Source organism: Siminovitchia fortis, from assembly GCF_003605365.2.
GTDB lineage: Bacteria > Bacillota > Bacilli > Bacillales > Bacillaceae_C > Siminovitchia > Siminovitchia fortis.
On the sequence record NZ_QYTU02000034.1, the window covers coordinates 1 to 24,384 of the forward strand.

Here is a 24,384-nt window from a genome sequence, read left to right on the forward strand (position 1 = left end):
TGATCGAAGTAGCTTTGGAATCTGCGACCAGATAAACGTTGATATGACGGGGCTAAACCACTTTTATAAAGATGTAATAAAGGTGCAAGTGACGCAAAAGTGACCAATCTCTCAGAGGATTGCATTGAATACGTCACTTGCTTTTTGCTTGTCCTTTTTGGTCAAATGGCTGTACGTGTTCAAAGTCTGCTTTATATCAGCGTGTCCAAGTTGCTCCTGAATCACCTTGAAGTTGACCCCTCTGCTAATTGCAAAAGAAGCATAAGTGTGTCTCAGTCCGTGCAAGTTTAAAGGTGGCAGATTATGCCTTTTTACGATATCGCGCCATCTCCCTGTCAAACTGTCGGGGTGAGCAGGAAAGCCGTCTTTTTTTGTAAAAAGTAAATTGACTGGCTTCCCTTCATCATCTAACATTGGATTCCAGGCAGATCCACAAGATAGTTGTAATTTTTTTTGCTGCTTGGCATATTCCTTTAATTCTTTCATAAACGTCGCCGGTACGTGTACTATTCTTGAGCGCTTTGGTTTAGTCGGGCCCAAAAAGAATTTTTTCGTTTCTTTGTCATATTGCAGCGTTTTATCAATAAGAATTGAGTTATCATTATAATTAATGTTTTCCATCCTTATTCCTGCTATTTCCGTTCTGCGAAGTCCAACTAATACCGCGAGTTTTATCATTATGCGATGTTTTGGATAGACGTCATCAAGCACTTTTAATAAATGCTTGAGCTGTTTTTCATCATAAAATTGAATTTCTCTGCTTTTCTTTTCCACTCGGGGCGGATCAACGTTTATCATAGGATTATTTTTAATAACTTCCCATTTCAACGCTTTTGAGAAAATACTTTTGAGCATCATGTATTTACCCTGCAAACTTTTGGCGCCGTCCTCTTTCTGTTTTTTAAAAAACATTTCGATATGGTACGCCCTGATTTTATCCATTTCGAATTTTCCGAGCCCTTCCATCACGCCTCTTTTCAGATAATTGTTATAAGCGTCTCTCGTTTTGACCATTAAATTCACTTTGACATATACATCCATCCAACGTTCAACGAATTGCTCAAATGTTATCTTTTCAATGTTGGCGGCGTCTTTGTTTTTATGCACTTCAATTTCAAAATCTGTCATCGCCTTTTTTAATGCCCTTTGGCTTTTTGCGGTGACGGTTTTTGTCCTTCTGATCCTCTTTCCTTTTTCGTTATATCCGAGTTCCACATAGATTTTATATTTGTCATTTCCTAAAGGGGTGGCAGAAGCCATTTTACATACTCCTTTCTTTTAATGAAAAGGCGGGTGATCAGCCCGCCGTGATTAAATTCTAACGTTAGTATTTAATCCAATTCCACAATGTACAAGACTACTTTTCCGTGAATCTGTAGGTTTGGATTTTCAATAGATGTTACATAATCGGTGAATCCGAGATCGGTTGAATCTGGGCGGAATATGATTTTGTCATCATGCCGATAAAAGCGTTTGACCGAATACTCATGATTGTCGCTGTATACCACTATGTCACCATTTTTAAGTTCAGCTGCCTCTATATATTTGACAGCGATTAAAGAACCGTGAGGAATAACTCTGTTCATGCTTTCCCCGTTTACTTTTGTGATAAATACGTTTGATCCAGCCCACTTTCCCATGATGTTGTCAGGAAGGTTGATGGATTCAGACGATGTGATGCCTTCCACACTGATCGGCAACCCGGCCGAAATGTTTGCTGGGAAGTAAGGGTAAAGTTTTGACCCGATTGAATAAGCAGGGCCCGACTCTTTGACAACACGCTTTTCTTCAGTATCCGGAAAAAAATCGTTGATCGAAACATCTAATACATTTGCAATAGAATACATAATATTTTGCTCTGGTTCGTTTGTACCATTTTCATAAGAAGAGATCGTATTATGCTTTACTCCGACTTTTTCTCCTAATTGCTTTTGAGTCAAACCTTTCATTTTTCGATACTGTCTAATTTTTTTCCCTACATAAATGCTAATTTCCTTTTTCATGAAGTTTCACCGCCTTTCTAAACTAATTTTATCATACTTCATGAAGTTTATCCATATTATTTTAGGAAATAACAAAATAATTTTCATAAAATATGAAAATATCTCTTGCATTATGAAAAAACTTCATGTATTATGAAGTTAATAACTTTCGGAGGTGAAAATAATGCAAACAAAACTAGCAGCGTTAAGGAGGTATAAAAACCTCTCTCAAAAATATATGGCGGAACTGATTGGGGTTGAAACCGAAACATACTCAAATAAAGAGCGCGGCGTTACACAATTTAAAAGCTCTGAGATGTTCATTATCGCAAAAGAATTCGGCATGAAGATTGATGAAATTTTTTTGCCTCCGGACTTCATGAATCATGAAGCGAAGGAGGAATCGAAAGTTATATAAAGGAGGAAGCTATGAATCAATTAATCCCTACACAAGAAAATAAAGATGGCAACTTACTTGTCAGCGGCCGAGATCTACATGAGTTTTTGGAAGTTGGCACACGTTACGACATTTGGTTTAACCGCATGAAAGAGTATGGATTCGTTGAAAATATCGATTTTGTTGAAGTCGATCAAAAAAGAACGACATCACACGGTCGCGAACATACCATGATTGACCATCACATCAAAATACCGATGGCAAAAGAAATCGCCATGCTGCAAAGGAACGAAAAAGGAAAGCAAGCCCGTTTGTATTTCTTGGAACTAGAAGAGAGATGGAATAGCCCTGAAATGGTCATGAAAAGGGCGATGGATTATCTCAATGCGAGAGTAGAAAAATTGCAGACTAGCAATCTGTTACTGGAACAACAGGTTAATGAGTTGAAACCAAAAGCAACTTATTATGACATGGTCCTGCAAAACAAGTCGCTCTTGTCAATTTCAAAAATCGCCAAAGATTACGGAATGAGCGCTATTAAAATGAACCGTCTACTACATGAGTTGGGTGTCCAATATAGACAGGGTGATATATGGCTGCTATATGCAAAACACCAAGATAAAGGCTATACACAAACATACACTCACGTAATAGATGCGGATAAATCAAGAGTAAGCACGAAATGGACTCAAAAAGGGAGATTGTTTATCTATGAATTGCTAAAGCAGGAAGGGATCCTCCCGTTAATTGAAAGGGATGAAAGTTCATGAGACGCGTCCGGGGAGCCAAAGCCCTATCCGAATACCTCAAGTCCATCAACTGTGATATGTCGGAGTCTACAATTTATCGGTTGCTCAGGACCAAAAGCATACCGTTCAGGCGGCCAAGTCCTGGCATATTGATTTTTGACTTGGATGTTATAGACAAATGGCTATCAAGCTCTGAAGAAAAGGAGGCTATCCAAAAATGAAAGTAAAAACCGAAATTTGGGCCGGCCACGAAATTCGCTTTGTTGAAAAAGAGCCCGGTGAATGGTGGGCGGTACTTGCTGATATCGCAAATGCTTTAAGTTTAGACGCAAAAGAGATTAGGCGGAGGTTAGAAAAGGATGTGGTTTCAAAACACCCCCTCGAAACACCTGGCGGAAAACAGGAAATGCTCATCGTAAATGAATATGGTGTTTACGAAACAGTTTTCGAAAGCCGCAAGAAAGAAGCAAAGGAATTCAAGCGTTGGGTGTTTAAAATGCTCAAAACGCTCCGTCAAGCAAGTGGACTGGAGGGATTCCAAGTTTTCCGCTTGTTGGACAAAGAGCATCAAAAGGAAGCGATGAGCAAATTGAGCCGATCCTTGGAACAGCCAAAACGTATCAGCTTTATTAAGGCAAACTCCATAGCGAATAAAGCAATATCTACCAAATACGGATACGGCAAGATGATCAAAAAGAAAGACATGACGCCGGATATGTTGATCGAAAGACAGCCAATTTTAGACGACACGGTAAACCTTATGGGGGTGGTTGAAAAATTTGGCCTCGACATTTCCGTAAGTGATCAAGTTTATAAAAAACACGTTAATTGATAAGGGCTGATTTTTTTAAACCTTATGCGGAAAATGTTGCTAATTAATTGGAATATTTTATGGACCCTTGAAGGAGGTGAAAGAGGATGCCTGAAAAGCAAAGCAAACACTGGGGTAGTGATTGGCGAGGAAATGAGGTCCTGGAAGGTGACCAAATCGTTCACGATCCGCAGCTGGATGAAGTGTTTTTGATGGGTGACTTGTTCAAGTACTTGAAAGAAAAATACGGCTTTGAATTTATGAAAGCTGAGTGAGAGGAAGGCGAAATAAATGTTAGCGAGAGAAGCTAGGGAAATCTCTAAATGTAATGCCCATCTAGTGGCGAGAAAACAATTAAACGAAGCGATTGAAAAGATGGAAAAGGAAATTAAAAAGAATGCAAAAGAAGGACATTTCCAGGCATTGATTCAGGTAGCTTTAAGCAATCAATGGATAAATCATCATTGTTCAGATGCTTTTGTGGATTATTTTCAACATAAAGGGTTTGAAGTGAAATCCAACGTCTTTCAAACTTTTGAAACAGTAATTTTGTCGTTCATATGCCGTTGGTGAACTTTAAGGAGGTGAAATAGTGCTTATTCGTTACCTTTTAGTAATTGAAAAAAGCTATGAGTACTACTACCCAGAAGAAACAGTCGAACTAGTTGAAACTGAAGATGATGTGAAAAAAGCAGTTGCTTGGATTGCTGCAGACAGTCAAATTAACAGAAGAATTAAAAAGACATTAAAAACCATTTATAAAGTGGATTTGGTTTCTGGGAAAATGAAGCGTTTGGAGCCTGCTTTGGAGAACATGAAGATCGTTTTAAAGGAGGTGAACTGAAATTGTACATCGGTCCAGTGGCTTTAATTTTCCTGGTACTACTCTGTCTTTGTCTGGGAAGTTTGTACGTCACTTTTTTAAATGAAGATTGAAGGGGGTGTGAGGGTTGGACGAAAAAGCAAAAGAAATCAGAACTTTGCTGGTTGCACAGATGAAGAGAGCAATTGAGCTTTTAGAAACCGAATCGTTGAGTGGTTATTCCCATGAGTTTGCTGAACTGACAAATAAAATGCACGAGATTAGGAGAGATAGTGTTCGTTTTGTTAAAGCGGCTAGGCCATGGAGAAAATAGGCTCCTGCTGCAACAGGAACCCTTAAAAAAATTACCATTTGTAACCATTATAGCACAAGGAGGGGTGATTTTTAAAAAGTGTATTTTTATACCAAAAACGGTACGGTTTTTCAGCCCGAAAATCAAATTTTACAAGGTTTTTACGATTTGCTCAAACATTATGCACCATATTACGAAGGATCGCCGTTTTTCAACGATTTAATAGATTTATACGAAACACTGGACTTTGATTTGAAAGGAGATAATAACGATGAATCTATATGAATTATCAACTGCTTATCAGCAAATTCAAACGATGATTGAAGATGGACAAGAGGGGCTTGAGGATACCCTTGAATCACTAAACGACGCAATCGAAGATAAGGCTGTTGGTTATGCAAAGGTAATGAAAAACCTTGAAGCGCAGGCCAACGCCATCAAGGATGAAGAAAAGCGCCTTGCTGAACGCCGGAAATCCTTAGAAAACAATATCAAAAGATTAAAAGATTCATTGGAAGCAGCAATGATTTCAAGTGATATGAAGCGGATTAAAACTGAATTATTCTCGTTCAACATTCAGAAAAACCCGCCGAGTGTGTTCGTTCGAAGTGAAAAATCCATACCTGAAGAGTATTTTATTCCGCAAGAACCAAAATTGGACAAGAAAGCCTTACTTGCTGATTTGAAGGAAGGGAAAGAGGTGCCTGGGGTGGAGATTAGGCAGAGTGAGGGGCTGCGGATCCGATGAACATTTATCAAAAGTTGTTGGAAGTGCGGAAGGTGGTCCCATACTTACAAAAAGAATCACAAGGACATCAATATCAGTATGTGGGAAGCTCACAGGTACTTGCCGCAGTTCGGCAGAAGCTGGATGAATTGGGGTTGCTGCTTGTTACACAAGTAAAGGGACATAATGTCCGAGCGGAAACAGTTGAAAACAAGGACAAGTACGGGAATCTTAAGAAAACCACAACTTATTTTACAGAATTAGAAATTGAGTACACATGGATTAATACGGAAAAACCTGATGAAAAAATTGTCATTCCTTTTTACGGACAAGGCGTTGATACAGCGGGTGAAAAAGGGGTCGGCAAGGCACTGACTTATGCAGAAAAATATTTCCTGCTTAAACAATTCAACATTGCCACAGACAGGGATGATCCAGACAGTTTTCAAGAGCGGAGTGAAACATATCGGGCACCGGAACCAATCACATCGGAGCAAGTGGGCTTGATAAAAACAAAGGCTTTAGAGTTTGCTGAAATGCGTGGCGGTACTGTTGATGATGTATATAAACATTTGAAGATAAAAAGTATCACTCAACTAACCGCAAAACAGGCAACCGATATGATTAAAAAACTTGATGATTGGATTGATAAAGCAAAAGAAAAGCAAGGTGAGTAACGATGGAGAACTTACTATTTCCTAAGGTTTATATGATAAGCAAGATTAAAGATGGGCGCTTTTCACTAACCGACAACGCTGGTTTTATTCCTGACAGAGAAAAATGGGAGTCTGCCAAGGAATTGATACAACACTTTTATGACAACCACTCTGATGAGGAAATTGAAAAATATAACCGACAAATAGAAATGAGCTTATATGAAATTCCATCCTGCAGCAACGCAAAAAGAAGAAGGAAAAAAATAAAGGGGTTTGTTTACTTTCTGAAAGCTGACAACGGTTTGATAAAAATCGGAAAGACTAGAAATTTAAATAAACGTCTTGACCATTTTACCACAAAATTGCCTTACAAACTTGAATTAATTCATGCGATAGAAACAGATGATTATACCTCTTTGGAACAGCAATTTCATAATTTGTATTCCAAAAAAAGGCGGAGAGGGGAATGGTTTGAATTAAACGAAAACGACATTTCGGAAATCAAAAGCGGTGATTATACATGAGTGTCAAATGGATAAAATTGAGCACTCAAATGTTTGAAGATGAAAAAATCCGTCTAATTGAGAGCATGCCGGAAGCCGACACCATTTTAATCATATGGGTAAAGCTTCTGGCCCAAGCCGGAAAGACCAATGCCAGCGGCTATATCTATTTAAGTGAAAAGATCCCTTATACAGATGAAATGCTGGCGACCATTTTTTGCCGACCGTTAAACATTGTCAGATTGGCACTGCAGACGTTCGAACAATTCGGGATGATTGAAATAGAAGATGGGTTTATAAACATATCAAACTGGGAGAAACACCAGAACATTGATGGCATGGAACGCATTAAAAAGCTGAACGCAGAGCGAAATCGCAGATACCGTGAACGAAAAAAACAAAAGCTGTTAGAAGAGCAAAAAGAGAGTGACGTTGCCGTGACGTCACGTGACGGTACAGATATAGATATAGATAGAGATATAGATAAAATACCTTATGTCGAGATAATAAATTATCTCAACGGCGTGTCTGGCAAAAACTACAGACCCACAACTCAAAAGACAAGATCTGTTATCAAAGCCAGGTGGAATGAAGGTTTTCGGCTGGAAGACTTTAAAAAGGTGATCGACACCAAATGCAGTGAATGGATGCACACGGATATGGAAAAATTCATTCGTCCTGAAACATTGTTTAGCAACAAGTTCGAATCGTATTTAAACCAAAAGCCCAAAAGCGAAAATAGCGGCGGGCGGTATGTGCCTGAGAACTTTGATTATGATTTTACAGCCGGGGAGGATTTCTAATTGAAGGCCGAACAAGCCTACCTAGGTACGCTGCTAAAAGAAAATCACCTGATCAAAGATTCTGCTTTAAGCGGTTTCCATTTTGCAGACGGCAGGCACCAGCGCTTGTTTTCGGAAATGAAAAAGCTGGCGGAAACGGGCCAGTCAGTCGATTTGGTTACGCTGGCAGTAAAAACAGATGTCCTTACACTTGGCGGGGCTTCCTACATCAATGAACTGACTACATACGCCAATCCAAGCAAATTTGACGAATATGAAAGCTTGATTGTGGACAGCTGGAAAGAACGCGAAAAGCAGAACATCTTGCAGCTTGCCAAAAATGAAGATTGGAACATTGACAAAGTCATCAAGTCACTGGATGACATCAACGAAGTGCGGGCCAACGATCACACATCCATCAAGGACGCACTTGCCGAAATATATGAGTTGCCGTGGGATGACCGCCCACCGAAAAAAGGCGTTCCTTCCGGAATTAAAAGAATGGACCATATGACAAACGGTTTCCAGGACAAAGAAGTGACTATCATTGCTGCCCGCCCGAGCATGGGAAAAACAGATGTCATGCTGCACATCGGAAAACAGGCGGGCTGGCAAGGGTATCTACCAATCATTTTTTCGCTGGAAATGCCAGCGGAGCGGTTGACCGAAAGATTAATAGCTTCAACGGGCGGTTACAATCGGGCCAAATTGCGGGATCCATACAGGATGTTAAGCGCACCGCAAAAAGAAATGTGGGCAAAAACGGTCGGCAGATTGTCAGATACCGATATTCAGATTTTTGACGGCGCGGGGCAATCTGTCCCAGAAATGCGGGCAAAAGTCCGGAAATTGATAAGCGGGACCAATAAAAAGCCGGTTATCATCATCGACTATCTAACATTAATCAGACCGCGGGAAAGTCATAACGGGAACGTCCATCAGCAAGTGACCGAAATATCAAAGGATTTAAAAACAATGGCAAAGGAACTTTCCTGCCCGGTTATCTGCCTGGCCCAGTTAAGCAGGGCGGTAGAGCAAAGGCAAGACAAACGGCCAATGATGTCAGACATCCGGGAATCCGGAAGCGTTGAGCAAGACGCCGACGTGATTATGTTCCTGTACCGGGATTCGTATTACAACAAGGAATCCGATGACGACACTTTGGAAATGATTATCGCCAAAAACAGGAATGGCCCGATTGGAACGGTTCTCACTCGATACAACAAACATACCGGAGAGATCCAAGATGTCTACAATTAAGGATTTGCTTGATGACGCCGTGAGATACGAAGAATCTGCCCTTGCCCATTACATATTTTTTCTACTCCAAGAGGGCAAGGTGCAGCTGGCGGATGACAAATCAGCATTGGACCTTAATCTATCCTATGCAGACAAGTTTCAAGATATGTGGAAAAACAACGTCTTGGGCTTTGACAAAATAAAAATCTACTCTCTCAAACAAAGCAAAGACACATTTATTTTCATATTTGCAGAAAGTCCAAGAGACGCTCGGTATCTGTATTGGCGGGAATACGGACAAGAGCCGATCAACTGCATGGAGCTGTCACAGGATGAAATTATTTCTTACGGTAATCGGTTCATGTCATTCAGGCAGATTAAAAAAGAAATGCAGAAATTCCCTTGTATCTTGGGATATTTCAAGAAACCTAATTTGACAGTTAGGAGGTAACGGGATGGGAGCCCAGCCTAAAACAGACAATGATTTGCTGATGCTCAAACGTTTTGAAAAAGCTCACGAGCAAGCTATAGCGGAAATACAGGCCCTTGATAGCCGCATGGACCACCTAGCCCCTTATGAAATTGGCAAGCTCCAATATTTGTACACAAAAGCAGAGCGACAGGCGTGGAATATAGCCGCATGGCACAAGAAAAAGCAGAAGTATTACGAGGGCATGGCTGAGGTAGCACAGGGGCAGGAGTACAAGCAGATGCGGGATAGTGGTAAGACAGGGACCGACGCACAATACCTGTCCCGGATATCAAAAGGCGCACAGCTGACATATGCGGCAGAGTATGAGGGCGACTACATCACTTGGAGGGGGATAGCGCAGACTTACGAAGGCGCAAGACTGGCTCTGAAGGACATTATGAAATCAATTGAAGCGCAGGGAGGAAGTTGAAAATGAGAGATTGCTATATAAAAACAGGGGAGGAAAAAGCTAAATTTATAGGGGTTTTCCAGAGGTCCAATGTTATTGACGCATCTCCTTTTGTTGGTGGTCATCCTGGCGGAGTAATAGCCTACCCGGTTGCAGTTGTCGAAAAGGAAAACGGACAGTTAGTTGAATATCCAGTAAATAATGTGAGTTTCAAGGAGGTAAGAAATGAAACAGAAATTTAAAGTAGAATCCTATTTTTGTGATGCTAGAACATTGGAAAACAAAATGAATGAACAATATGAGAAGGGTTATTATCCGAAACAAATAAAGGTTGAACATTATCAAAATTCGGTAGAAGGCTTCATCATTTACGAGTTGGAGGAATCGTCATGCTAAACAGAGTCGTCCTTGTAGGACGTTTAACCAAAGATGTAGACCTAAAATACACGCCTAATGGTGTGCCTGTAGCTAGTTTCACATTGGCAGTAAACAGAACATTCACTAACCAACAGGGCGAACGTGAAGCAGACTTTATAAATTGTGTTGTCTGGCGTAAACCGGCAGAAAACGCGGCGAATTATCTCAGCAAGGGCTCACTTGCCGGAGTAGACGGAAGGCTCCAAACACGAAGCTATGAGGGACAGGACGGCAAGAGAGTTTACGTGACAGAGGTTGTCGCTGACAGCGTGCAATTCCTGGAACCGAAAAAGCAAGGCGGGCAGAGCAAAGGTCAAAGGTACACGGCAGATCCCGGTGATCCGTTCCAGGATAATGGGCAGCCCGTTGATATCCAAGATGACCAACTTCCATTCTGAAAAAGGAGTCGATACCATGAGTTTTGGTTTTCATCCTATCAGCAAAGAAGCACAGATACGCAAAGTACCCATCAAGCAACGAAAACAGAACAACAAACCGGAGTTACACAAGGGGCGCTTGATTCCCAAGCGCTCCGTCCGGGGAAGAATAATGAAAAAAGATTACAACGAAGCGCTACGGCGGCATGGGGAATATTGCTACCTGTGCGGGACAACAGTAGGGCTAGAAGCACACCACGTTCGCTTCAGGAGCAACGGAGGCCGTGGAGGCTGGCGGAATATCCGTTTCCTCTGCAACGAACATCACAGAGGGAAATACAGTCCGCACCGGGACGAGGGAGTCAGACGGGCGCTGGAAACGGTGCATGAGGAACTCTATGGACCTTGGTATTGGGCGGATCGGTACGACATTTTTAAAGCGGGCCTGATCCCTACTCCTACGGAAGAATGCTTTGAACGCTTCATGGCCGAAGAAGAACGGAAGGCGAGGTACAGGAATATAGACGTTGATTGCAGTGCGAATGCTTATTTTTAGGAGGGGTGGAATTGAAAGTCCCATTATCCGAAATCCAGAAAGGCGATTTTATTAATATGATTGTCTTTGATGTGAATAAAGTCGCCGCCCGAGTTCCATTTCGGGTGGATCATATAAAAACTGAACACGGAAAAGTCTGGATGGATATTACGGATAGACAAGGAAGAAAAAGGCATTATGGCTTCTTGGACCCGGAATTAAAAATAGAACGAGCTGATGGATTTGTGGATACGGGCCAACTGACGGAATTTGAACACCTGCAAAACAAACTGGCAACCATCCGGGAAATATGCGATCTGGAGCGCCCTGATCACATCAAGGTGTTCAAGATTAAGGAAATATTGGAGGGTGTGAAATGAGTCAAGGTGCTTTTTATAAAGAATTGGAAGATGATTTGACGCTTGACAATGTGAATATGCGAATTTATGAAAACATCGGAAAAGAAATCGGAAAATTGGTAGATGAAAAAAACGTTGCATATGGTGATGCTTTTAACAAATCAGGTGATTTTCTCGAAATTCTTTATCCGAACGGAATACAACCTCACCAATACGACGACATGTTAGCTATAATCCGTGTGTTTGACAAACTAATGAGAATTTCAACCCAAAAAGAGGCGTTTAAAGAGAACCCTTGGGAAGATATAGCCGGGTATGGCATTTTAAGGAGTATGTCAAATGGCAAGAAGAATCGTTGATCTAACAGGAAAGAGGTTTGGTAAGTTGGTGGTGGTTGAGGTTGCAGGGAGAGATAAGCATAAAAGGGTAACCTGGAAGTGTTTATGCGATTGTGGAAACGAGGTTGTTATTCGTTCGAATAATCTAAGAACCGGGAACAGCGAATCGTGCGGATGCGAAAAGTGGGCAAAGAATAAAACTGTACGAAATTTAACAGGAGAAAAGTTTGGTAGGTTAGTAGTTCTTGAAAGAGATAATTCGATAACAGGAAAGGTTTATTGGATTTGTAAGTGCGAATGCAGCAACCAAACTACTGTATGGATGGGGCATTTGGTAACCGGCCACACAAAATCTTGTGGCTGTTTGAAAAACGAACAAAAAAACACGGTTCCCAAAAGGTCATCTGCAAAAACTCAAAGATGGTCCGTGTATATAAGGAACATCAATGGTAACAAATGCATGCTTTGTGGAGCGAGCGAAAACTTACACGCTCACCACTTGGATTCTTATCTCGAAAATGAAGAAAGGCGCTTTGATATTGATAACGGAGTGTGTTTGTGTCAAAGGTGTCATTGGAAATTTCACAGGCGGTACGGTTTTGGAAACGCAAAAGCAGAGGATTTTCATGAGTTCGCAGGACTACCGCCTTACGAAAGAGATTTAATTGAAATCATTGACGTGGACGAAGCGTTAAAGGGGAGAAAACCAAAGTGGTTTAAAGAAGCCTTAGAGATGTCTGAAGAACCAACTGATTTAGGTCGAGTTGTGAAGCTAATATTAAACGCTAAAAACCTTGGAGATTTAAAGGAAGCCTCATTTTATTTAAACAGATTTGTAGAAAGGAGCAAGCAAAAATGAACATAGTCTATGAACCCATGGACCGGATCATGGTCCTGGAACAAGTCAGCAGCATATTAGCAGACCATCCCCCGTTAATGGGAAAAAATTGCGAATGCGAACTGTGTCAGCAAGCTTCAGAGGCCGGGAGAGCGGCCCGGTATTCGCCAAAGGTGGCCCGTATCCTTGCGAAAGGTGAGGACATGACGACAAGCGAATATGAGTATCTCATTCAGAGAGGGCTAACACAAGAAGAAATTGAAATGGAAACGGGTGTTGTGTTAGCAAGATTCGGTCAGCCATCGACCCCACTCACGCTGCAAGGGTATGAAAGGTTGAAAGAGCAAGGTGCAAGGGATATAGAAATCGCCCGTATGTATGGGATGACAGAATCGGCATTTTACAAATGGAAACGCATGAACGGGATTATAAAGATTGTTGTCAAGGGCTTAGACAAAGAAACATACGCGGAATTGAAATCAGCCGGTTTCTCTGATAGGGAAATAGCCTTGAAGTTCGGGACTCATCAAGAAAATATCCATTGCTGGAAACATCAGAATTTCATCGTAGAGGAAATAAAGGCCATGAACCAAACCCCAGGTAGATATAAAAGGAGGCAGAACGCATGAAAAAGTGGACCTATGCAGAATGGTTGGCATGGCAACAAAAAGTGATTCGTGAGGAATTAAAGGAGCTGGCGGAAAAACGCAAATAAACGTAAGGGGGCGGATATCGTGAAACCGGGTGAGTGGGTCAGGCGGAAAACATTCGGCAACGTCGGCTGGATTGAATCCATACGTGAGGAAAAAGGGGTGGTTGTGCAGTATCCGAACCACACATCCACAGTTCATCCGAATTTGTTAGAAAACTACGAGGCTATTTTACCGGAAGTGCAGGAGGAAGCAAAGCGGATATTTGTGGAAATGGCATTGATGACGAGGGACAGAGAATGGTTTATGAAAGTGACAGCGAAATGATGCAAAAACTAAAAGAAGTTGGTTACTTGGAAAAAGGAATGGTGCTTGTCGATGTGGATGGTAAGGAAGGCAAAGTTACAGGGCTATACGGCGACAATGATTTTATGATGGTGGAATTTGACAACAATCAAAACAGGCGCATCTTGTGGGATTGGGAGAATTTAAGTGACAGAGTATATGTGCGGAGGTAAGCCATGAGACTCAACGAATTTCAAAATCTATCTAAAAGAACGCTTCCGGACGGGGAGTTAAAGGATAAGCTGGCAAACTATGGCATGGGAATTGCTGGGGAAGCTGCCGAGGTGACAGATGAATTAAAGAAAGCTGTCTTTCATGGTCATGATCTCAATGCGGACAAGATTAAGAAGGAGTTGGGCGATTGCCTGCACTACATTGCGGGCATTGCCACCTTCCTTGATCTGACGCTAGAGGAAATCGCTTATGAAAATATTGAGAAACTGAAAAAACGTTATCCAGATGGATTTTCCGAAAAAGCAAGCAGGAATAGGGTGATTTAATTGGAGGAAAGCAAAGAATGGTACGTGGAGCAATTATTGGCAATGCCAAACAACGGCTATGACCGGGACTCGCTGGAAAGGATGACCGTTGTGCAACTATACAAACTCTACTGTGAGCGCCTCGACAGGCAGGGGATGGTTTGATGTTGTACATCGAAATTCCCGGCGAGCCTGTGGCCCAGGGGAGGCCGAGGGCAACCACGATCAACGGCAGGGTCAGGCTTTACGATCCTGCCAAATCCAAAAATTATAAGGAGCACGTCAGGTTAGTTGCTCAATCGGCACGCCATAGGGCAGGAATTAGGCTTTTTACGGGTCCTTTAAGAGTTCGAATGGTTATACACCGGAAAATACCAACGCGCTTCAGAAAGTGGGAAAAAGAGCTTGCCAGTGTGGGCAAGATTAGACCGACAACCAAGCCGGACAGTGATAATTACTCAAAAAGCTTGCTTGATGCTATGAATGGGATCATTTATGAGGATGATTCCCAAGTCGTGGAATTATCAGTTTCAAAGTTTTATAGCGAAAATCCGAGGGTGGAAATCAGAATCGAGGAGATAGCATGACATTTGTTGATCTATCCGACAAAACACGGCAAGTCTGCAAGGACAACTATCACGATTGCGGAGGCTGCCCTATCCGGGCGGTCTGTATCAAAAATGTTTTGCCGACAAAGGAAAAGTACAATGAGTGGATTCGGGAAATAAATGCGGTGGTGGAGGGAGTGAGGTGACAAGGTGATTAAGATTCTTGAGCTTTTTGGCGGAATCGGCGCTCCGAGAAAAGCGCTTATCAACTTAGGTGTGGATCATAAGTCAATTGACTATGTGGAAATAGACGAGCGTCGAGTGAGGGTTTATAACGCCATGTACGATAACCGATACAAAGCAGAGTCTGTTGTGGGATATAACCTAAAGCCAGATATCCTTATTCACGGATCGCCATGTCAAGACTTTTCACGCGCTCGGCTGCGCTGGGGTGCTCGAGACGGTGGAGAAGGAGAACAATCATCTTTGCTCTCTGAAACGGTGAAAATTATTAAGAACATGGGTAGTTGGAAACCTAGTGTCGTAATCTGGGAAAACGTCAAAGGTGTATTAGACCGGGATATGATCGGCGCTTTTAATGAATACATCGAAAGCTTGGAGGAATTGGGTTATAAAACATCATTTGATGTACTGAACGCAATGGATTTTGGGATACCGCAGGCGCGGGAAAGGGTATTTGCTATTAGTCGGCTGGATGGAGTGGCTTTTGATTTTGGAAAGCTGAGGCGGAGAGAAACGCCGCACATTGATAACTTTTTAGAAGAAAAAGTGACTGATGAAAAATATTTTATCAACATACCTTCCATGACATCGAAAATACGCGAAATCAATCCGGAGGGAGTAGCAGGGTACAGCCGTATGCTGGATGTTATTGATACACATTGCTGGACTATCACAGAGCGCCAGGATCGCTGTCCGAATGCTGGCATAATCAGAACGGGAACTAAGCAATACAGATACTTGACCGAGCGAGAGGTTTGGCGGTTGATGGGATTCGATGATGAAGACTTTGACGCAGCTCTTAAAGAATTTCCAGGGCGGGAAGGATTCAGAAATGCTACCTTGTATGCAATGGCTGGAAACAGCATAGTTGTCAACGTGCTGGAAGCGATATTCGATGTTTTGCTCAACGGAAACTCTGAAACGGACTTTATAAGCAATAAGGACGGCCAGTTGAAATTAATTTGTTGAGGAGCGATTTCATGAGGGCTAGAAAACCAAACACAAAACGCAAATACCGCGCTGGCCACTACCTCTTATACCGCAGAGAGGAACGTGATCAAGTCTGGATCTATGAATACTTACAAAATCACGAAGTCAAGGCCCGGCTCCGGCAGGGGTGGAGGATAGCGTGAGATACACAGAAACGTTGTCAGAAGCTGCCACGCGCGTTTTGAAGGATTTAGAAAATGATTTGGAGCATTTGAAAAGTATATCGGCTAAAGAAACTCGTTTGACGCAAGGGGCATTTTTAATCGGTCGGCTCCAAAGTTTAAGTTCCCTTTTTATTCATTTATCGAACGCTGACGACGTTTTAAAACGGATCAAAATATTAAGGGATGAAGCGAGCGAAATCACATATGAGGGAGTGATTTCATGAGACAGAAAGGTGATAAATATCGGCCCATCGTTCATATCCTCAAAACTAAAAAGGGAGTGCCTACCGTCATTTATGTGAGCGGTAGGCGATACTCCTTGCAACATCCGGATCAGTTTAAGAGATGAATCACATCTCTTTCCCGATGCTGGAAATAGATTTTTCAAGGGATTCTTTGATTCGATACGGCCAGGCTAAAATAGGTATCATTTCGGTACGAACGTCTTCAATATCAAACTTTGGCTCATTGATGACCTTTTTTAGACGATCTAAGCAATCTATGAGGCTGTCGATTTTGTAATTGATGTCCTCGAGATCGCTTTTATGCAAACGGCGTTTGATTCTCATAATATCCCTCCTTGTCAATAATATAGCCAGATATCGGCAAGGAGGGAAGAATACGGAAGTTTGAAAGGCTAATAAGTTAGTACGGTTTTGATAAAAAAGGCGACATAGAAAGGAGTGTTAAAAGTGGCTGATACAAGCGGAATGAAAATAAAATTTGTAGTCCTGAAAAAAGAAGATGTTTATCGCTTACCTGCTGAACAACAGGCTAATTTAGGTGAAGTGTGGCAAATGATAGCAGAGAATCGCAAAAAAGAAGGAAAACGCGGTTATCCAAAATACCTAGTAATCAATACCGACGAGTCGTATGCAGATGAAGTCATCGAAATTTTAAAACGAAATGGTCATTGGGGTTAATACACAGTTCGGAGAAATTAACAGTTAAGGGGGCTTGAAATTGAGACGTGGAAAAAAGTGGTCAGAAGAAGAGCTTGAGTATCTTGAAGATAAATGGGGAGCCGTGAGCATTAAGGGGATAGCCAAAAAACTTAATCGATCAGTTAACGCTGTAAAGTTAAAAGCCCAGAGAATGGGGCTTGGTGATGCCCGTTCCCATTTTGACGGAATTACAGTTAGTCAGCTCTCCCTGGTACTGAACACTCATTACGGAATATTGAAAAACTGGATTAAACTTTATGATTTCCCTGCAAGGAAAAAGGTTTTTGCTGCAGAAAACAAAGTCCTGGTCGTCACCTACCAAGATTTTTGGAAATGGGCGAAAGAAAACAGACACATGCTTGATTTCAGTAGATTTGAAAGGCTATCACTTGGACCGGAACCAAAGTGGGTGGAGGAAAAGAGAAAGGCTGACCAAATCAAAAAGTTGCATGTGCCGAAACCGCATAATACGCCTTGGAGCAAAGATGATGACGAAAAGTTGAAATGGATGCTTAATCAATTCAAATACACTTATCCGGAGATTGCAGAAGAATTAAAACGGAGCCAGGCAGCCGTGAAAAGAAGGATACTGGATCTCGGTTTGAAACAAAGACCCATAAGGCTGCCGAATCACATTAAATACTCTCCTGAAGAAGAGCGACTGCTAATTGATCTGTTGGGAAAGGGATATTGCTTTGAAGAAATCGCCGACCGATTAAACAGGAGCGCCCTGGGAGTTCGAGGAAAAGCGGAAAGGCTTGGGTACAAATTCAAAAATGGCGTTCCTTATCTCGAAAAAGAAATTGGTTAGGCGGTGATCCCATGCAAGAAATCGAATACGGACTGAGGGGGAGAGTGGGAGTGAGTGTTGAGGATTGTCGTGTATGCGCAATCGAAAAAATAAAAAGGGAATTAAAACGAGCCAAAAGTGACCAGTGGACATTTGATATAGATGACATTGACTTGCTTGTTTCAACTGTTGAGGAACAGCAAAAAGAATTATCCCAACTCGGCGAGGAGTTAGGACAGTGGGAAGGCCTTGAACTTGATTTTAAAGAGGAAATAGAACGATTGCAGAAGGAAATAGAATGGTTGAAGCTACAATCTCTTAGTGTTAAAGAAATCGCCCGCCATTCCGATAGACGGCATAGAGGATCATATCGCCAGAGATGAAAAGGGGGCTTTGATATGTGGATTGACAAAATGATCATTGAATATGAGGAAGGCCGAAAGGATCTTTATAAAATAAAGGATAGGCTGGGAGAATCTCAGATTGATAAGATGGACCGGACCCAGGTGAACGGAATGATCAACGATATGTCCTTTGCTATCGACTGGATGCGGACAGGCAGGCGGCCGGGGAATCTGCGGGGGATAGATCGGCGGTCGGCATATCAGCGTAGAATTTTGGTTGATATGGACCTAATGCCGAGCCTTGATATCCAGCCGGAGCCAAGGGAATTGGGTGAGGATGAAAAACAGGCGTTGGTCAACATGCTCATTGATTTATCACACAGGGAAAGGCAGTGTTATTTGCTCCATATGGCACAGGGATGGAGCATGCAGGAGATAGCAGATGAATTGGGAATATCTAAGCCATCTGTTCAAGTTTTCATCAAAAGAGCCAAGAATAAAATAAAAAGAAAACTTTCTTGTCATACGAATGTCATATGATGCCACTTATAGGTGAAGAGTGTTTTTGGTATCTGTCAGCGCTGTCCCTTGGAAAAGGATGGCGCATCAAGGGGACTGCGAATGCGCGGGCTCCTTTTATTGTCTGAAACCGTGCCAGACGCGGCGGTAGGACACCGGTGCTGCTTACTTACAGTAGGTGGCCTGCAAAGGTTTGCGCTGTACCCATAAACAGCGCTATTTTAATTGTCAATAAATGTCGAATGATATTAATAGGAAAATAGTCCTTTTTGGCGAAATAGGTAGTCAAAAAGGAGGAGATGTGGTTGAAAAAGTATTCTGTTTATGCGCTATTAAAAAACGGACAGGATATTCAATTTGAGACTGACACGAATATTAAAGTGGCAATGCCGGTCATGATTGATGGTGCCAGGTTCCTGGTGACGAAAGAAGAAATCGTGTTGAACCTGGATGAAGTAGAAAAACTGGAAATGGTACAGATTAAATAACCAATCAAGCACTTATCCTATCGGGTAGGTGCTTTTTTATATAAGGAGAGTGGAGAACATGGCGGACAATAAGTCGCGCGAAGGTAAACTAATTGGTGGAAAAAGGTATTGTGGTAAGACAACAGAATTAATTAGGAGAGCGTTCAGAGATCAGTTTTAATAGTTGTCCTCAGTGTGGAGGAAATGAATTGGAGCATATGAAAATGACGACGTTGGAAGGTGCCGTGTACGCATGTAAAACTACTTGTTTGAATTGTGGGTGGTGCAAATCGGAAAACAGATGATTGAGATAGGTTGGGTGCTAACAAAGTATATAAGTATTCCAATCATTGTGGTGGTAATCATAGGCACATTATTCATTAAGAGGTGAGTGGAGTGGATTTAGAAACTAAAGTAAGGAAGCTAAAACTCAAACCATTAACTGATGAAATCAGATATGATGTAGCGATAAAAAAAGAGAACGTCTATCTTTATGATAAGTATGATTATTACTTCACTGATAAGGATGGAGGACAGTATTTTTTCTCAAAAGAATACTTGGAGTCTACGCCATACAGGCAGTTAGTGAAAGGGCATAGGCGATCAAGAGGGAAGGACTTGCAGTCTAGGATAGACCGAGTCACGTTTAAATTTTATTTAACAAGACGAAGGTTACTGCACAGACTACTAGGGTGATACTTTGGCAGAGTACAAAGCAGAAAGCCACAGGCGATATGATAAACACAAACGTGACCAAGGAGCCAAGAAGTTCTACAACAGCAAAGCCTGGCAAGTGTGCAGGTCCATTGCATTAGCGAGAGACAACTATCTTTGTCAAGAGTGCCTTAAGCAAGGGAAGATTACTCCATATAATGTTGTGCATCACATTAAATCAAGGAAAGAATATCCCGAACTTGCATTGGATGTGGACAACCTCATCTGCGTGTGTCACAAGTGCCATAACGAATCACATCCAGAAAAAGGGAAAGGGAAAGAAAACAAAAAGCAGACAAAACGAAAAATAAAAGTGGTGGAATCGAAACCGAATCGAGAAATCATTTAGCCCCCCCTGCCCCGAAATGTCGAAGGGCGACGAACAAAAGACCGGGCGCGCTCCATCGCTTGCAACGTGGGATCAAAAATATAAAAAGTACGCTGAGGAAGGAGGCGGGCCGAATGGCAAAACCTAAAAATAATTTTTATAATAAAGAAGCCAAAAGCGCTTTTGACCATATTTACAAAGAGTTGGAAGAAGAAACGAAATACATTGATGAAGATTTGATTGTCTCTTACTGCAATTTAAGGAGTCAAGAAATCGAATTAAATGAATTGGTCAAGGAAGAAGGTTATAGGGTAACAAATGTGAATAGTCGTGGGGGAGAAACGCACCAAATCAATCCGACGTATCGAGCGTACTTATCATGTGTGGCAGAAAAAAATAAGATTTACAGTAAAATCAACAAACTTCTGCCGGAGATTGATGGTGAGTTAGATGGCTTCGAGGACTTCTAAAAATGGTGTCATTAAGGTATTAAATAAACCATCAAAAAAACTACTGGCTACTTGGTACGCGGAACAAGTCATATCCGGCAAGATCGTTGCTGGGGAAAAGGTGATTTTAGCAGCAAAAAGACATATTAGAGACTTGAAAAGGCAAGGAACAAAGTCGTTTCCCTATATTTTTGATGAAGAAACGGGACATAGGCCGATACGTTTTATCGAAAAATATTGCAAACCGTCAAAGGGAAATTTCAAACAGTTGATACTTCAACCGTGGCAACACTTTGTTTTAGGTTCGTTATTCGGGTGGATTCATAAAGAAACAAAGTTAAGGCGCTTCAAGGAGGGCCTTATTTTTGTTGCCAGAAAACAAGGGAAAACCACAATGATTTCTGGTGCTGCCAACTATGGTGTCAGCAAAGATGACGAGAAAGGCGCAGACATCATTTTGCTGGCAAATTCTATGAAGCAGGCAAGGTTGTTATTTGATGAATCAAAAAAGATGATTCAATCATCTCCTGCATTAAAAAAGAGATTCAGAACGTTGCGGGACGCCATCCACTATGATAAAACCTTTTCCAAAATCGAACCACAGGCAAGCGATTCGGAACGATTGGACGGACTTAATACGCACATCGGGATATTCGATGAAATCCATGAGTACAAGGATTACAAATTAATCAATGTCATTAAAAATTCACGTGGGAGCCGGGACCAACCTTTATTAATTTATATAACAACAGCCGGCTATCAGTTAGATGGCCCGTTGGTCGATTATTATGAGCAAGGTGTGGATGTCCTGAATGGTGTGATTGACGACGAAAGAACGTTTTATTACTTGGCAAGCCTTGACAGCGCGGATGAATTTGATCGCCCTGAAATGTGGGTGAAGGCAAGCCCGAATATGGGCGTTTCAGTTAAATTGCAGGATATGGTTGAGGATTGGGAAAAAGCAAAGCGAATTCCCGCCGAAAGAAATGACTTCATCACTAAACGTTTCAACATCTTTGTTCAAGCCGACGAACAGTCCTTTTTAGATTATGAAGTTATTAAGAGGAACGATAAAACCATTGACATTTCCACCCTTGAAGGGGCGAATTGTGTAGCTGGATTTGACTTGTCGCAGACAGAGGATTTCACGTCTGCATGTTTAGAATTCCCGTTGGACACGGGCAAGGTTTTTGTTTTATCTCATTCGTGGATTCCTAATAAAAAAGTAATCAGTGACAATGAGAAAATTCCTTATCGGGAGTGGGAGAAAGAAGGATTATTGACCATCTGCCCGGGTGATTATGTGGATTATCGCCTTGTTTATGATTGGTTTGTGGAACAATCGAAGCGATTTAATATTGAATTGATTACCTATGACCCTGCCAACGCCTATCGTCTTGTGGAAGATTTAAAGTCGTTTGGATTCAACACCTTGCTTGTAAGACAGGGCCATATGACATTGAGTCCGGCTTTGAAAGACGCAAAAGAATTATTCCTCGACGGAAAAGTTATTTTTAATAACAACAGGTTGTTCCGATGGTACATCAATAATGTACAACTTGTGGAAGATCGTAACGGAAATTGGCTGCCGACGAAACAAAATCGCTATCGAAAAATAGATGGCTTTGCGGCGTTTTTAAACAGCCATACGGAAGTAATGAAAAAAATGGTTGGGCCTCAGGGTAGCGGAAAAATCACATTTATGTCCGTTAAAGATTTGTTAGGGAACTGACCATAATTGAAAGGTGGTGAGAGTTTGAAATGGTTCAATAAATTTAAAGCAGCAGCAAAAGGTGCGGCGGCTGGGTGGAAAGGAAAGATGTACGATTTTTCCTCTTGGTTTGGCCGGACTTTTTTTGGTGTGGATAACAGCAAATTAGCAACAAACGAGACCATTTTTTCGGTAATTTCCCGTTTGGCAAATACCGTTTCCTCACTTCCCATAAAGTTGCATCAGAATTACGATTTGAAAACTAACCAGGCTTATGATGTTTTGGTCAATGTCCCGAATCAAAATATGAGCGGGTTTGACTTCATCAATAAAATGGAAGTATCGAGGAACGAGCATGGAAATGCTTATGCGCTTATTATGAGAGACATTCGGCTGCAAGTTGAAGCGCTCATCCCTATCGACCCGACATATATCACTCCCTTTTTAAACACGGATGATGAATCGTTGTGGTATCAAGTGCTTGGGACGAACGGAACGTACTACATCCACAATATGAATATGCTGCACGTAAAGCATATTACCGGCGCTTCACGATGGCAGGGAATCAGCCCGTTGGAAGTCTTGAAAAACACACTACTATATGACAAAGCCGTTCAAGAATTCAGTTTAACAGAAATGAAGAAACCGGATAGCTTTGTTCTTAAATATGGGACTAATGTTGATGATGAAAAAAGAGATGAAGTCACGAAATATTTCCGGGAATTTTATAAGAATAACGGCGGAATCTTATTTCAAGAACCAGGTGTGGAAATTGACCCAATCGAAAAGAAATATTTTGCGTCTGATACGTTAAAGTCGGAAAAAATCACACGTTCACGGGTGGCGAATGTGTTTAATGTTCCTGTTTCCTTTTTGAATGACGATGAGGGGCAGAGCTATTCATCGAATGAGCAAATGATGATTCAGTTTGTCCAGATGACTTTAACGCCGATTGTCCGACAATACGAGCATGAATTTAACCGAAAATTGCTCACCGAACAGGAGAGAAGGCAAGGTTATTATTTTAAGTTTAATTTGAACGGCCTGTTACGTGGAGACATGGCTGCTAGAACGAATTTCTACCAGGCAGGAGTAAGGGGTGGATGGTTGAAACCGGACGAAATCAGAATGTATGAAGATCTGCCACCTGAAGGCGGGAACGCAGCTGAATTGTTCGTAAGTGGAGACCTGTACCCGATTTCAATGGATCCGAGGGAACGACGTAAAGGAGGTGATAGGATTGGACAAGAGCCGACAAAAGAATAAGTTTTTTAACATGAAAGCGTCAGCCGATGGAAAATCAGCTGACATTTTTATTTACGGAGAAATTACAAAATACGCCTGGACCGAAGAAGGGGAACATTCAGCGACAACTTTCAAGCAGGAGTTAGATGAATTGGGGGATGTTGACATCATTAATCTATATGTCAATTCGCCCGGTGGAAGCGTGTTTGAGGGGATTACCATCCATAACATGTTAAAAAGGCATAAAGCAAAGGTTACGGCTCATGTGGACGCTTTGGCGGCCTCCATTGCTAGCGTCATTATAATGGCTGCTGATGAAATCAGAATGCCATCGAATAGTATGCTCATGATTCATAATCCGTGGACTTTTGCCATTGGTAATGCGGCAGAGTTGAGAAAACAGGCTGATGATCTGGACCGTATCGGTAAATCGAGCATGCAATCTTACCTTGATAAAGCAGGAGATAAGTTGACAGAGGAAAAGCTCCAAGAAATGCTAGATGCTGAAACCTGGCTGTCTGCTGATGAAGCATATGAATATGGCTTATGCGATGTTGTGGAAGAAGCCAACAATATGGCCGCATCTATCAGTGGTGAGTATTTGGAACGGTATAAAAACGTACCAAAACAACTTAAAGAGAGTAAAAATGTGGAAATTTCAGCCGAAGAAATGGCCCTGCGCCAAAAAATCGCTGATGCGGCAAAAGCAAATTCTGCTTATTTAAATACCATTTTAGGAGGAATATGA

At 41.7% G+C, this 24,384-nt stretch carries 43 protein-coding genes; 40 read left to right on the plus strand and 3 right to left on the minus strand.

What is annotated here, in order from left to right:
• Positions 1-111: 111 nt before the first annotated feature.
• Both D4N35_RS13640 and D4N35_RS13645 read right to left on the minus strand, forming a co-directional pair.
• Positions 112-1,260 (minus strand): tyrosine-type recombinase/integrase, encoded by a 1,149-nt coding sequence (locus D4N35_RS13640; RefSeq protein ID WP_120074592.1) that lies wholly within the window; start codon positions 1,258-1,260, stop codon positions 112-114.
• A 71-nt stretch (positions 1,261-1,331) separates the two neighbouring features.
• A complete protein-coding gene (locus tag D4N35_RS13645) occupies positions 1,332-2,003 on the minus strand; it encodes an XRE family transcriptional regulator (RefSeq protein ID WP_120074594.1) in 672 nt (223 codons plus the stop codon).
• A gap of 163 nt (positions 2,004-2,166) precedes the next feature.
• On the opposite strand from D4N35_RS13645, the gene D4N35_RS13650 reads away from it, so the two are divergent.
• From D4N35_RS13650 to D4N35_RS13790, 30 genes are all read left to right on the plus strand, one after another.
• Complete coding sequence (locus tag D4N35_RS13650) at positions 2,167-2,400, plus strand: helix-turn-helix transcriptional regulator (protein WP_120074596.1); 234 nt, start codon at positions 2,167-2,169, stop codon at positions 2,398-2,400.
• Between the two features lie 11 nt (positions 2,401-2,411).
• Positions 2,412-3,149, plus strand: coding sequence for a phage antirepressor KilAC domain-containing protein (locus D4N35_RS13655; RefSeq protein ID WP_120074598.1), 738 nt, complete (start codon positions 2,412-2,414; stop codon positions 3,147-3,149).
• Between the two features lie 196 nt (positions 3,150-3,345).
• Positions 3,346-3,960, plus strand: a complete 615-nt coding sequence (locus D4N35_RS13665) for a BRO-N domain-containing protein (RefSeq protein ID WP_120074602.1) — start codon at positions 3,346-3,348, stop codon at positions 3,958-3,960.
• Positions 3,961-4,046: 86 nt separating this feature from the next.
• Entirely contained in the window at positions 4,047-4,214 is a 168-nt protein-coding gene (locus D4N35_RS13670; protein WP_120074604.1) for a YqaI family protein, read from the plus strand.
• A gap of 16 nt (positions 4,215-4,230) precedes the next feature.
• A complete protein-coding gene (locus D4N35_RS13675) occupies positions 4,231-4,512 on the plus strand; it encodes a hypothetical protein (protein ID WP_120074606.1) in 282 nt (93 codons plus the stop codon).
• Positions 4,513-4,531: 19 nt separating this feature from the next.
• The gene (locus D4N35_RS13680) at positions 4,532-4,783 is read left to right on the plus strand and encodes a hypothetical protein (RefSeq protein ID WP_120074608.1); all 252 of its coding nucleotides are present in this window, start codon (positions 4,532-4,534) and stop codon (positions 4,781-4,783) included.
• Positions 4,784-4,889: 106 nt separating this feature from the next.
• Entirely contained in the window at positions 4,890-5,075 is a 186-nt protein-coding gene (locus tag D4N35_RS13685) for a hypothetical protein (protein ID WP_120074610.1), read from the plus strand.
• Between the two features lie 78 nt (positions 5,076-5,153).
• A complete protein-coding gene (locus D4N35_RS13690) occupies positions 5,154-5,339 on the plus strand; it encodes a hypothetical protein (RefSeq protein ID WP_120074612.1) in 186 nt (61 codons plus the stop codon).
• Positions 5,326-5,802 (plus strand): siphovirus Gp157 family protein, encoded by a 477-nt coding sequence (locus D4N35_RS13695; protein ID WP_120074614.1) that lies wholly within the window; start codon positions 5,326-5,328, stop codon positions 5,800-5,802. The genes D4N35_RS13690 and D4N35_RS13695 overlap by 14 nt, the downstream gene beginning before the upstream one ends.
• Entirely contained in the window at positions 5,799-6,458 is a 660-nt protein-coding gene (locus D4N35_RS13700) for an ERF family protein (RefSeq protein ID WP_120074616.1), read from the plus strand. The genes D4N35_RS13695 and D4N35_RS13700 overlap by 4 nt, the downstream gene beginning before the upstream one ends.
• Positions 6,459-6,460: 2 nt before the next feature.
• Positions 6,461-6,961, plus strand: coding sequence for a GIY-YIG nuclease family protein (locus D4N35_RS13705; protein WP_120074618.1), 501 nt, complete (start codon positions 6,461-6,463; stop codon positions 6,959-6,961).
• Entirely contained in the window at positions 6,958-7,743 is a 786-nt protein-coding gene (locus D4N35_RS13710) for a phage replisome organizer N-terminal domain-containing protein (protein ID WP_120074620.1), read from the plus strand. Before D4N35_RS13705 ends, D4N35_RS13710 begins: the two co-directional genes overlap by 4 nt.
• Entirely contained in the window at positions 7,744-8,982 is a 1,239-nt protein-coding gene (locus tag D4N35_RS13715; RefSeq protein ID WP_120074622.1) for a replicative DNA helicase, read from the plus strand.
• Positions 8,969-9,412 (plus strand): hypothetical protein, encoded by a 444-nt coding sequence (locus D4N35_RS13720; protein WP_120074624.1) that lies wholly within the window; start codon positions 8,969-8,971, stop codon positions 9,410-9,412. Before D4N35_RS13715 ends, D4N35_RS13720 begins: the two co-directional genes overlap by 14 nt.
• 4 nt (positions 9,413-9,416) lie before the next feature.
• Positions 9,417-9,863: a hypothetical protein gene (locus D4N35_RS13725; protein ID WP_235870394.1), complete on the plus strand. Its 447-nt coding sequence runs from the start codon at positions 9,417-9,419 to the stop codon at positions 9,861-9,863.
• A 2-nt stretch (positions 9,864-9,865) separates the two neighbouring features.
• Positions 9,866-10,084, plus strand: a complete 219-nt coding sequence (locus tag D4N35_RS13730; protein WP_120074626.1) for a hypothetical protein — start codon at positions 9,866-9,868, stop codon at positions 10,082-10,084.
• Positions 10,068-10,238, plus strand: a complete 171-nt coding sequence (locus tag D4N35_RS18155) for a hypothetical protein (protein WP_164876380.1) — start codon at positions 10,068-10,070, stop codon at positions 10,236-10,238. Before D4N35_RS13730 ends, D4N35_RS18155 begins: the two co-directional genes overlap by 17 nt.
• The gene (gene ssb, locus D4N35_RS13735; RefSeq protein WP_120074629.1) at positions 10,232-10,657 is read left to right on the plus strand and encodes a single-stranded DNA-binding protein; all 426 of its coding nucleotides are present in this window, start codon (positions 10,232-10,234) and stop codon (positions 10,655-10,657) included. Before D4N35_RS18155 ends, ssb begins: the two co-directional genes overlap by 7 nt.
• A 16-nt stretch (positions 10,658-10,673) precedes the next feature.
• Entirely contained in the window at positions 10,674-11,192 is a 519-nt protein-coding gene (locus D4N35_RS13740; RefSeq protein ID WP_120074631.1) for an HNH endonuclease, read from the plus strand.
• Between the two features lie 11 nt (positions 11,193-11,203).
• Complete coding sequence (locus tag D4N35_RS13745; protein ID WP_120074633.1) at positions 11,204-11,551, plus strand: hypothetical protein; 348 nt, start codon at positions 11,204-11,206, stop codon at positions 11,549-11,551.
• A complete protein-coding gene (locus tag D4N35_RS13750) occupies positions 11,548-11,889 on the plus strand; it encodes a hypothetical protein (RefSeq protein ID WP_120074636.1) in 342 nt (113 codons plus the stop codon). Before D4N35_RS13745 ends, D4N35_RS13750 begins: the two co-directional genes overlap by 4 nt.
• Positions 11,870-12,727 carry an HNH endonuclease gene (locus D4N35_RS13755; protein ID WP_120074638.1) on the plus strand — a complete coding sequence of 286 codons (858 nt, stop codon included), beginning with the start codon at positions 11,870-11,872 and terminating at the stop codon, positions 12,725-12,727. The genes D4N35_RS13750 and D4N35_RS13755 overlap by 20 nt, the downstream gene beginning before the upstream one ends.
• Positions 12,724-13,335 (plus strand): hypothetical protein, encoded by a 612-nt coding sequence (locus D4N35_RS13760; protein WP_120074640.1) that lies wholly within the window; start codon positions 12,724-12,726, stop codon positions 13,333-13,335. Before D4N35_RS13755 ends, D4N35_RS13760 begins: the two co-directional genes overlap by 4 nt.
• Positions 13,336-13,440: 105 nt before the next feature.
• Positions 13,441-13,683 (plus strand): hypothetical protein, encoded by a 243-nt coding sequence (locus D4N35_RS13765; protein WP_120074642.1) that lies wholly within the window; start codon positions 13,441-13,443, stop codon positions 13,681-13,683.
• Positions 13,680-13,874, plus strand: coding sequence for a hypothetical protein (locus tag D4N35_RS13770; protein ID WP_235870395.1), 195 nt, complete (start codon positions 13,680-13,682; stop codon positions 13,872-13,874). Before D4N35_RS13765 ends, D4N35_RS13770 begins: the two co-directional genes overlap by 4 nt.
• 3 nt (positions 13,875-13,877) lie before the next feature.
• On the plus strand, positions 13,878-14,201 hold the full coding sequence (locus D4N35_RS13775; RefSeq protein ID WP_120074644.1) for a nucleoside triphosphate pyrophosphohydrolase family protein: 324 nt from the start codon (positions 13,878-13,880) through the stop codon (positions 14,199-14,201).
• Positions 14,202-14,344: 143 nt separating this feature from the next.
• Positions 14,345-14,767: a RusA family crossover junction endodeoxyribonuclease gene (locus D4N35_RS13780; RefSeq protein ID WP_120074646.1), complete on the plus strand. Its 423-nt coding sequence runs from the start codon at positions 14,345-14,347 to the stop codon at positions 14,765-14,767.
• Positions 14,764-14,934 (plus strand): hypothetical protein, encoded by a 171-nt coding sequence (locus D4N35_RS18160; RefSeq protein ID WP_164876381.1) that lies wholly within the window; start codon positions 14,764-14,766, stop codon positions 14,932-14,934. The genes D4N35_RS13780 and D4N35_RS18160 overlap by 4 nt, the downstream gene beginning before the upstream one ends.
• A gap of 4 nt (positions 14,935-14,938) precedes the next feature.
• Positions 14,939-15,940: a DNA cytosine methyltransferase gene (locus D4N35_RS13785; protein WP_120074648.1), complete on the plus strand. Its 1,002-nt coding sequence runs from the start codon at positions 14,939-14,941 to the stop codon at positions 15,938-15,940.
• A 160-nt stretch (positions 15,941-16,100) separates the two neighbouring features.
• The gene (locus D4N35_RS13790) at positions 16,101-16,349 is read left to right on the plus strand and encodes a hypothetical protein (protein WP_120074651.1); all 249 of its coding nucleotides are present in this window, start codon (positions 16,101-16,103) and stop codon (positions 16,347-16,349) included.
• 126 nt (positions 16,350-16,475) lie between these two features.
• Here D4N35_RS13790 and D4N35_RS13795 read toward each other — a convergent pair whose 3' ends face one another.
• Positions 16,476-16,694, minus strand: a complete 219-nt coding sequence (locus D4N35_RS13795) for a hypothetical protein (protein WP_120074653.1) — start codon at positions 16,692-16,694, stop codon at positions 16,476-16,478.
• A gap of 123 nt (positions 16,695-16,817) precedes the next feature.
• Here D4N35_RS13795 and D4N35_RS13800 point away from each other — a divergent pair, with 123 nt between their 5' ends.
• The 10 genes from D4N35_RS13800 (at position 16,818) to D4N35_RS13845 (ending at position 24,384) form a co-directional block, all read left to right on the plus strand.
• Positions 16,818-17,048: a hypothetical protein gene (locus D4N35_RS13800; RefSeq protein ID WP_120074655.1), complete on the plus strand. Its 231-nt coding sequence runs from the start codon at positions 16,818-16,820 to the stop codon at positions 17,046-17,048.
• A gap of 40 nt (positions 17,049-17,088) precedes the next feature.
• Positions 17,089-17,880 (plus strand): hypothetical protein, encoded by a 792-nt coding sequence (locus D4N35_RS13805; RefSeq protein ID WP_120074657.1) that lies wholly within the window; start codon positions 17,089-17,091, stop codon positions 17,878-17,880.
• Between the two features lie 50 nt (positions 17,881-17,930).
• Positions 17,931-18,242: a hypothetical protein gene (locus tag D4N35_RS13810; protein WP_128205414.1), complete on the plus strand. Its 312-nt coding sequence runs from the start codon at positions 17,931-17,933 to the stop codon at positions 18,240-18,242.
• Positions 18,243-18,257: 15 nt separating this feature from the next.
• On the plus strand, positions 18,258-18,743 hold the full coding sequence (locus D4N35_RS13815; protein WP_120074662.1) for a sigma-70 family RNA polymerase sigma factor: 486 nt from the start codon (positions 18,258-18,260) through the stop codon (positions 18,741-18,743).
• A 284-nt stretch (positions 18,744-19,027) separates the two neighbouring features.
• Positions 19,028-19,210 carry a hypothetical protein gene (locus tag D4N35_RS13820; RefSeq protein WP_120074664.1) on the plus strand — a complete coding sequence of 61 codons (183 nt, stop codon included), beginning with the start codon at positions 19,028-19,030 and terminating at the stop codon, positions 19,208-19,210.
• Positions 19,211-19,889: 679 nt separating this feature from the next.
• Positions 19,890-20,252 carry an HNH endonuclease gene (locus D4N35_RS13825; RefSeq protein ID WP_120074669.1) on the plus strand — a complete coding sequence of 121 codons (363 nt, stop codon included), beginning with the start codon at positions 19,890-19,892 and terminating at the stop codon, positions 20,250-20,252.
• A gap of 113 nt (positions 20,253-20,365) precedes the next feature.
• Entirely contained in the window at positions 20,366-20,701 is a 336-nt protein-coding gene (locus D4N35_RS13830; RefSeq protein WP_120074671.1) for a P27 family phage terminase small subunit, read from the plus strand.
• A complete protein-coding gene (locus D4N35_RS13835; protein WP_120074673.1) occupies positions 20,682-22,412 on the plus strand; it encodes a terminase large subunit in 1,731 nt (576 codons plus the stop codon). Before D4N35_RS13830 ends, D4N35_RS13835 begins: the two co-directional genes overlap by 20 nt.
• A gap of 24 nt (positions 22,413-22,436) precedes the next feature.
• A complete protein-coding gene (locus D4N35_RS13840; protein ID WP_120074675.1) occupies positions 22,437-23,657 on the plus strand; it encodes a phage portal protein in 1,221 nt (406 codons plus the stop codon).
• On the plus strand, positions 23,632-24,384 hold the full coding sequence (locus tag D4N35_RS13845) for a head maturation protease, ClpP-related (RefSeq protein ID WP_164876385.1): 753 nt from the start codon (positions 23,632-23,634) through the stop codon (positions 24,382-24,384). The genes D4N35_RS13840 and D4N35_RS13845 overlap by 26 nt, the downstream gene beginning before the upstream one ends.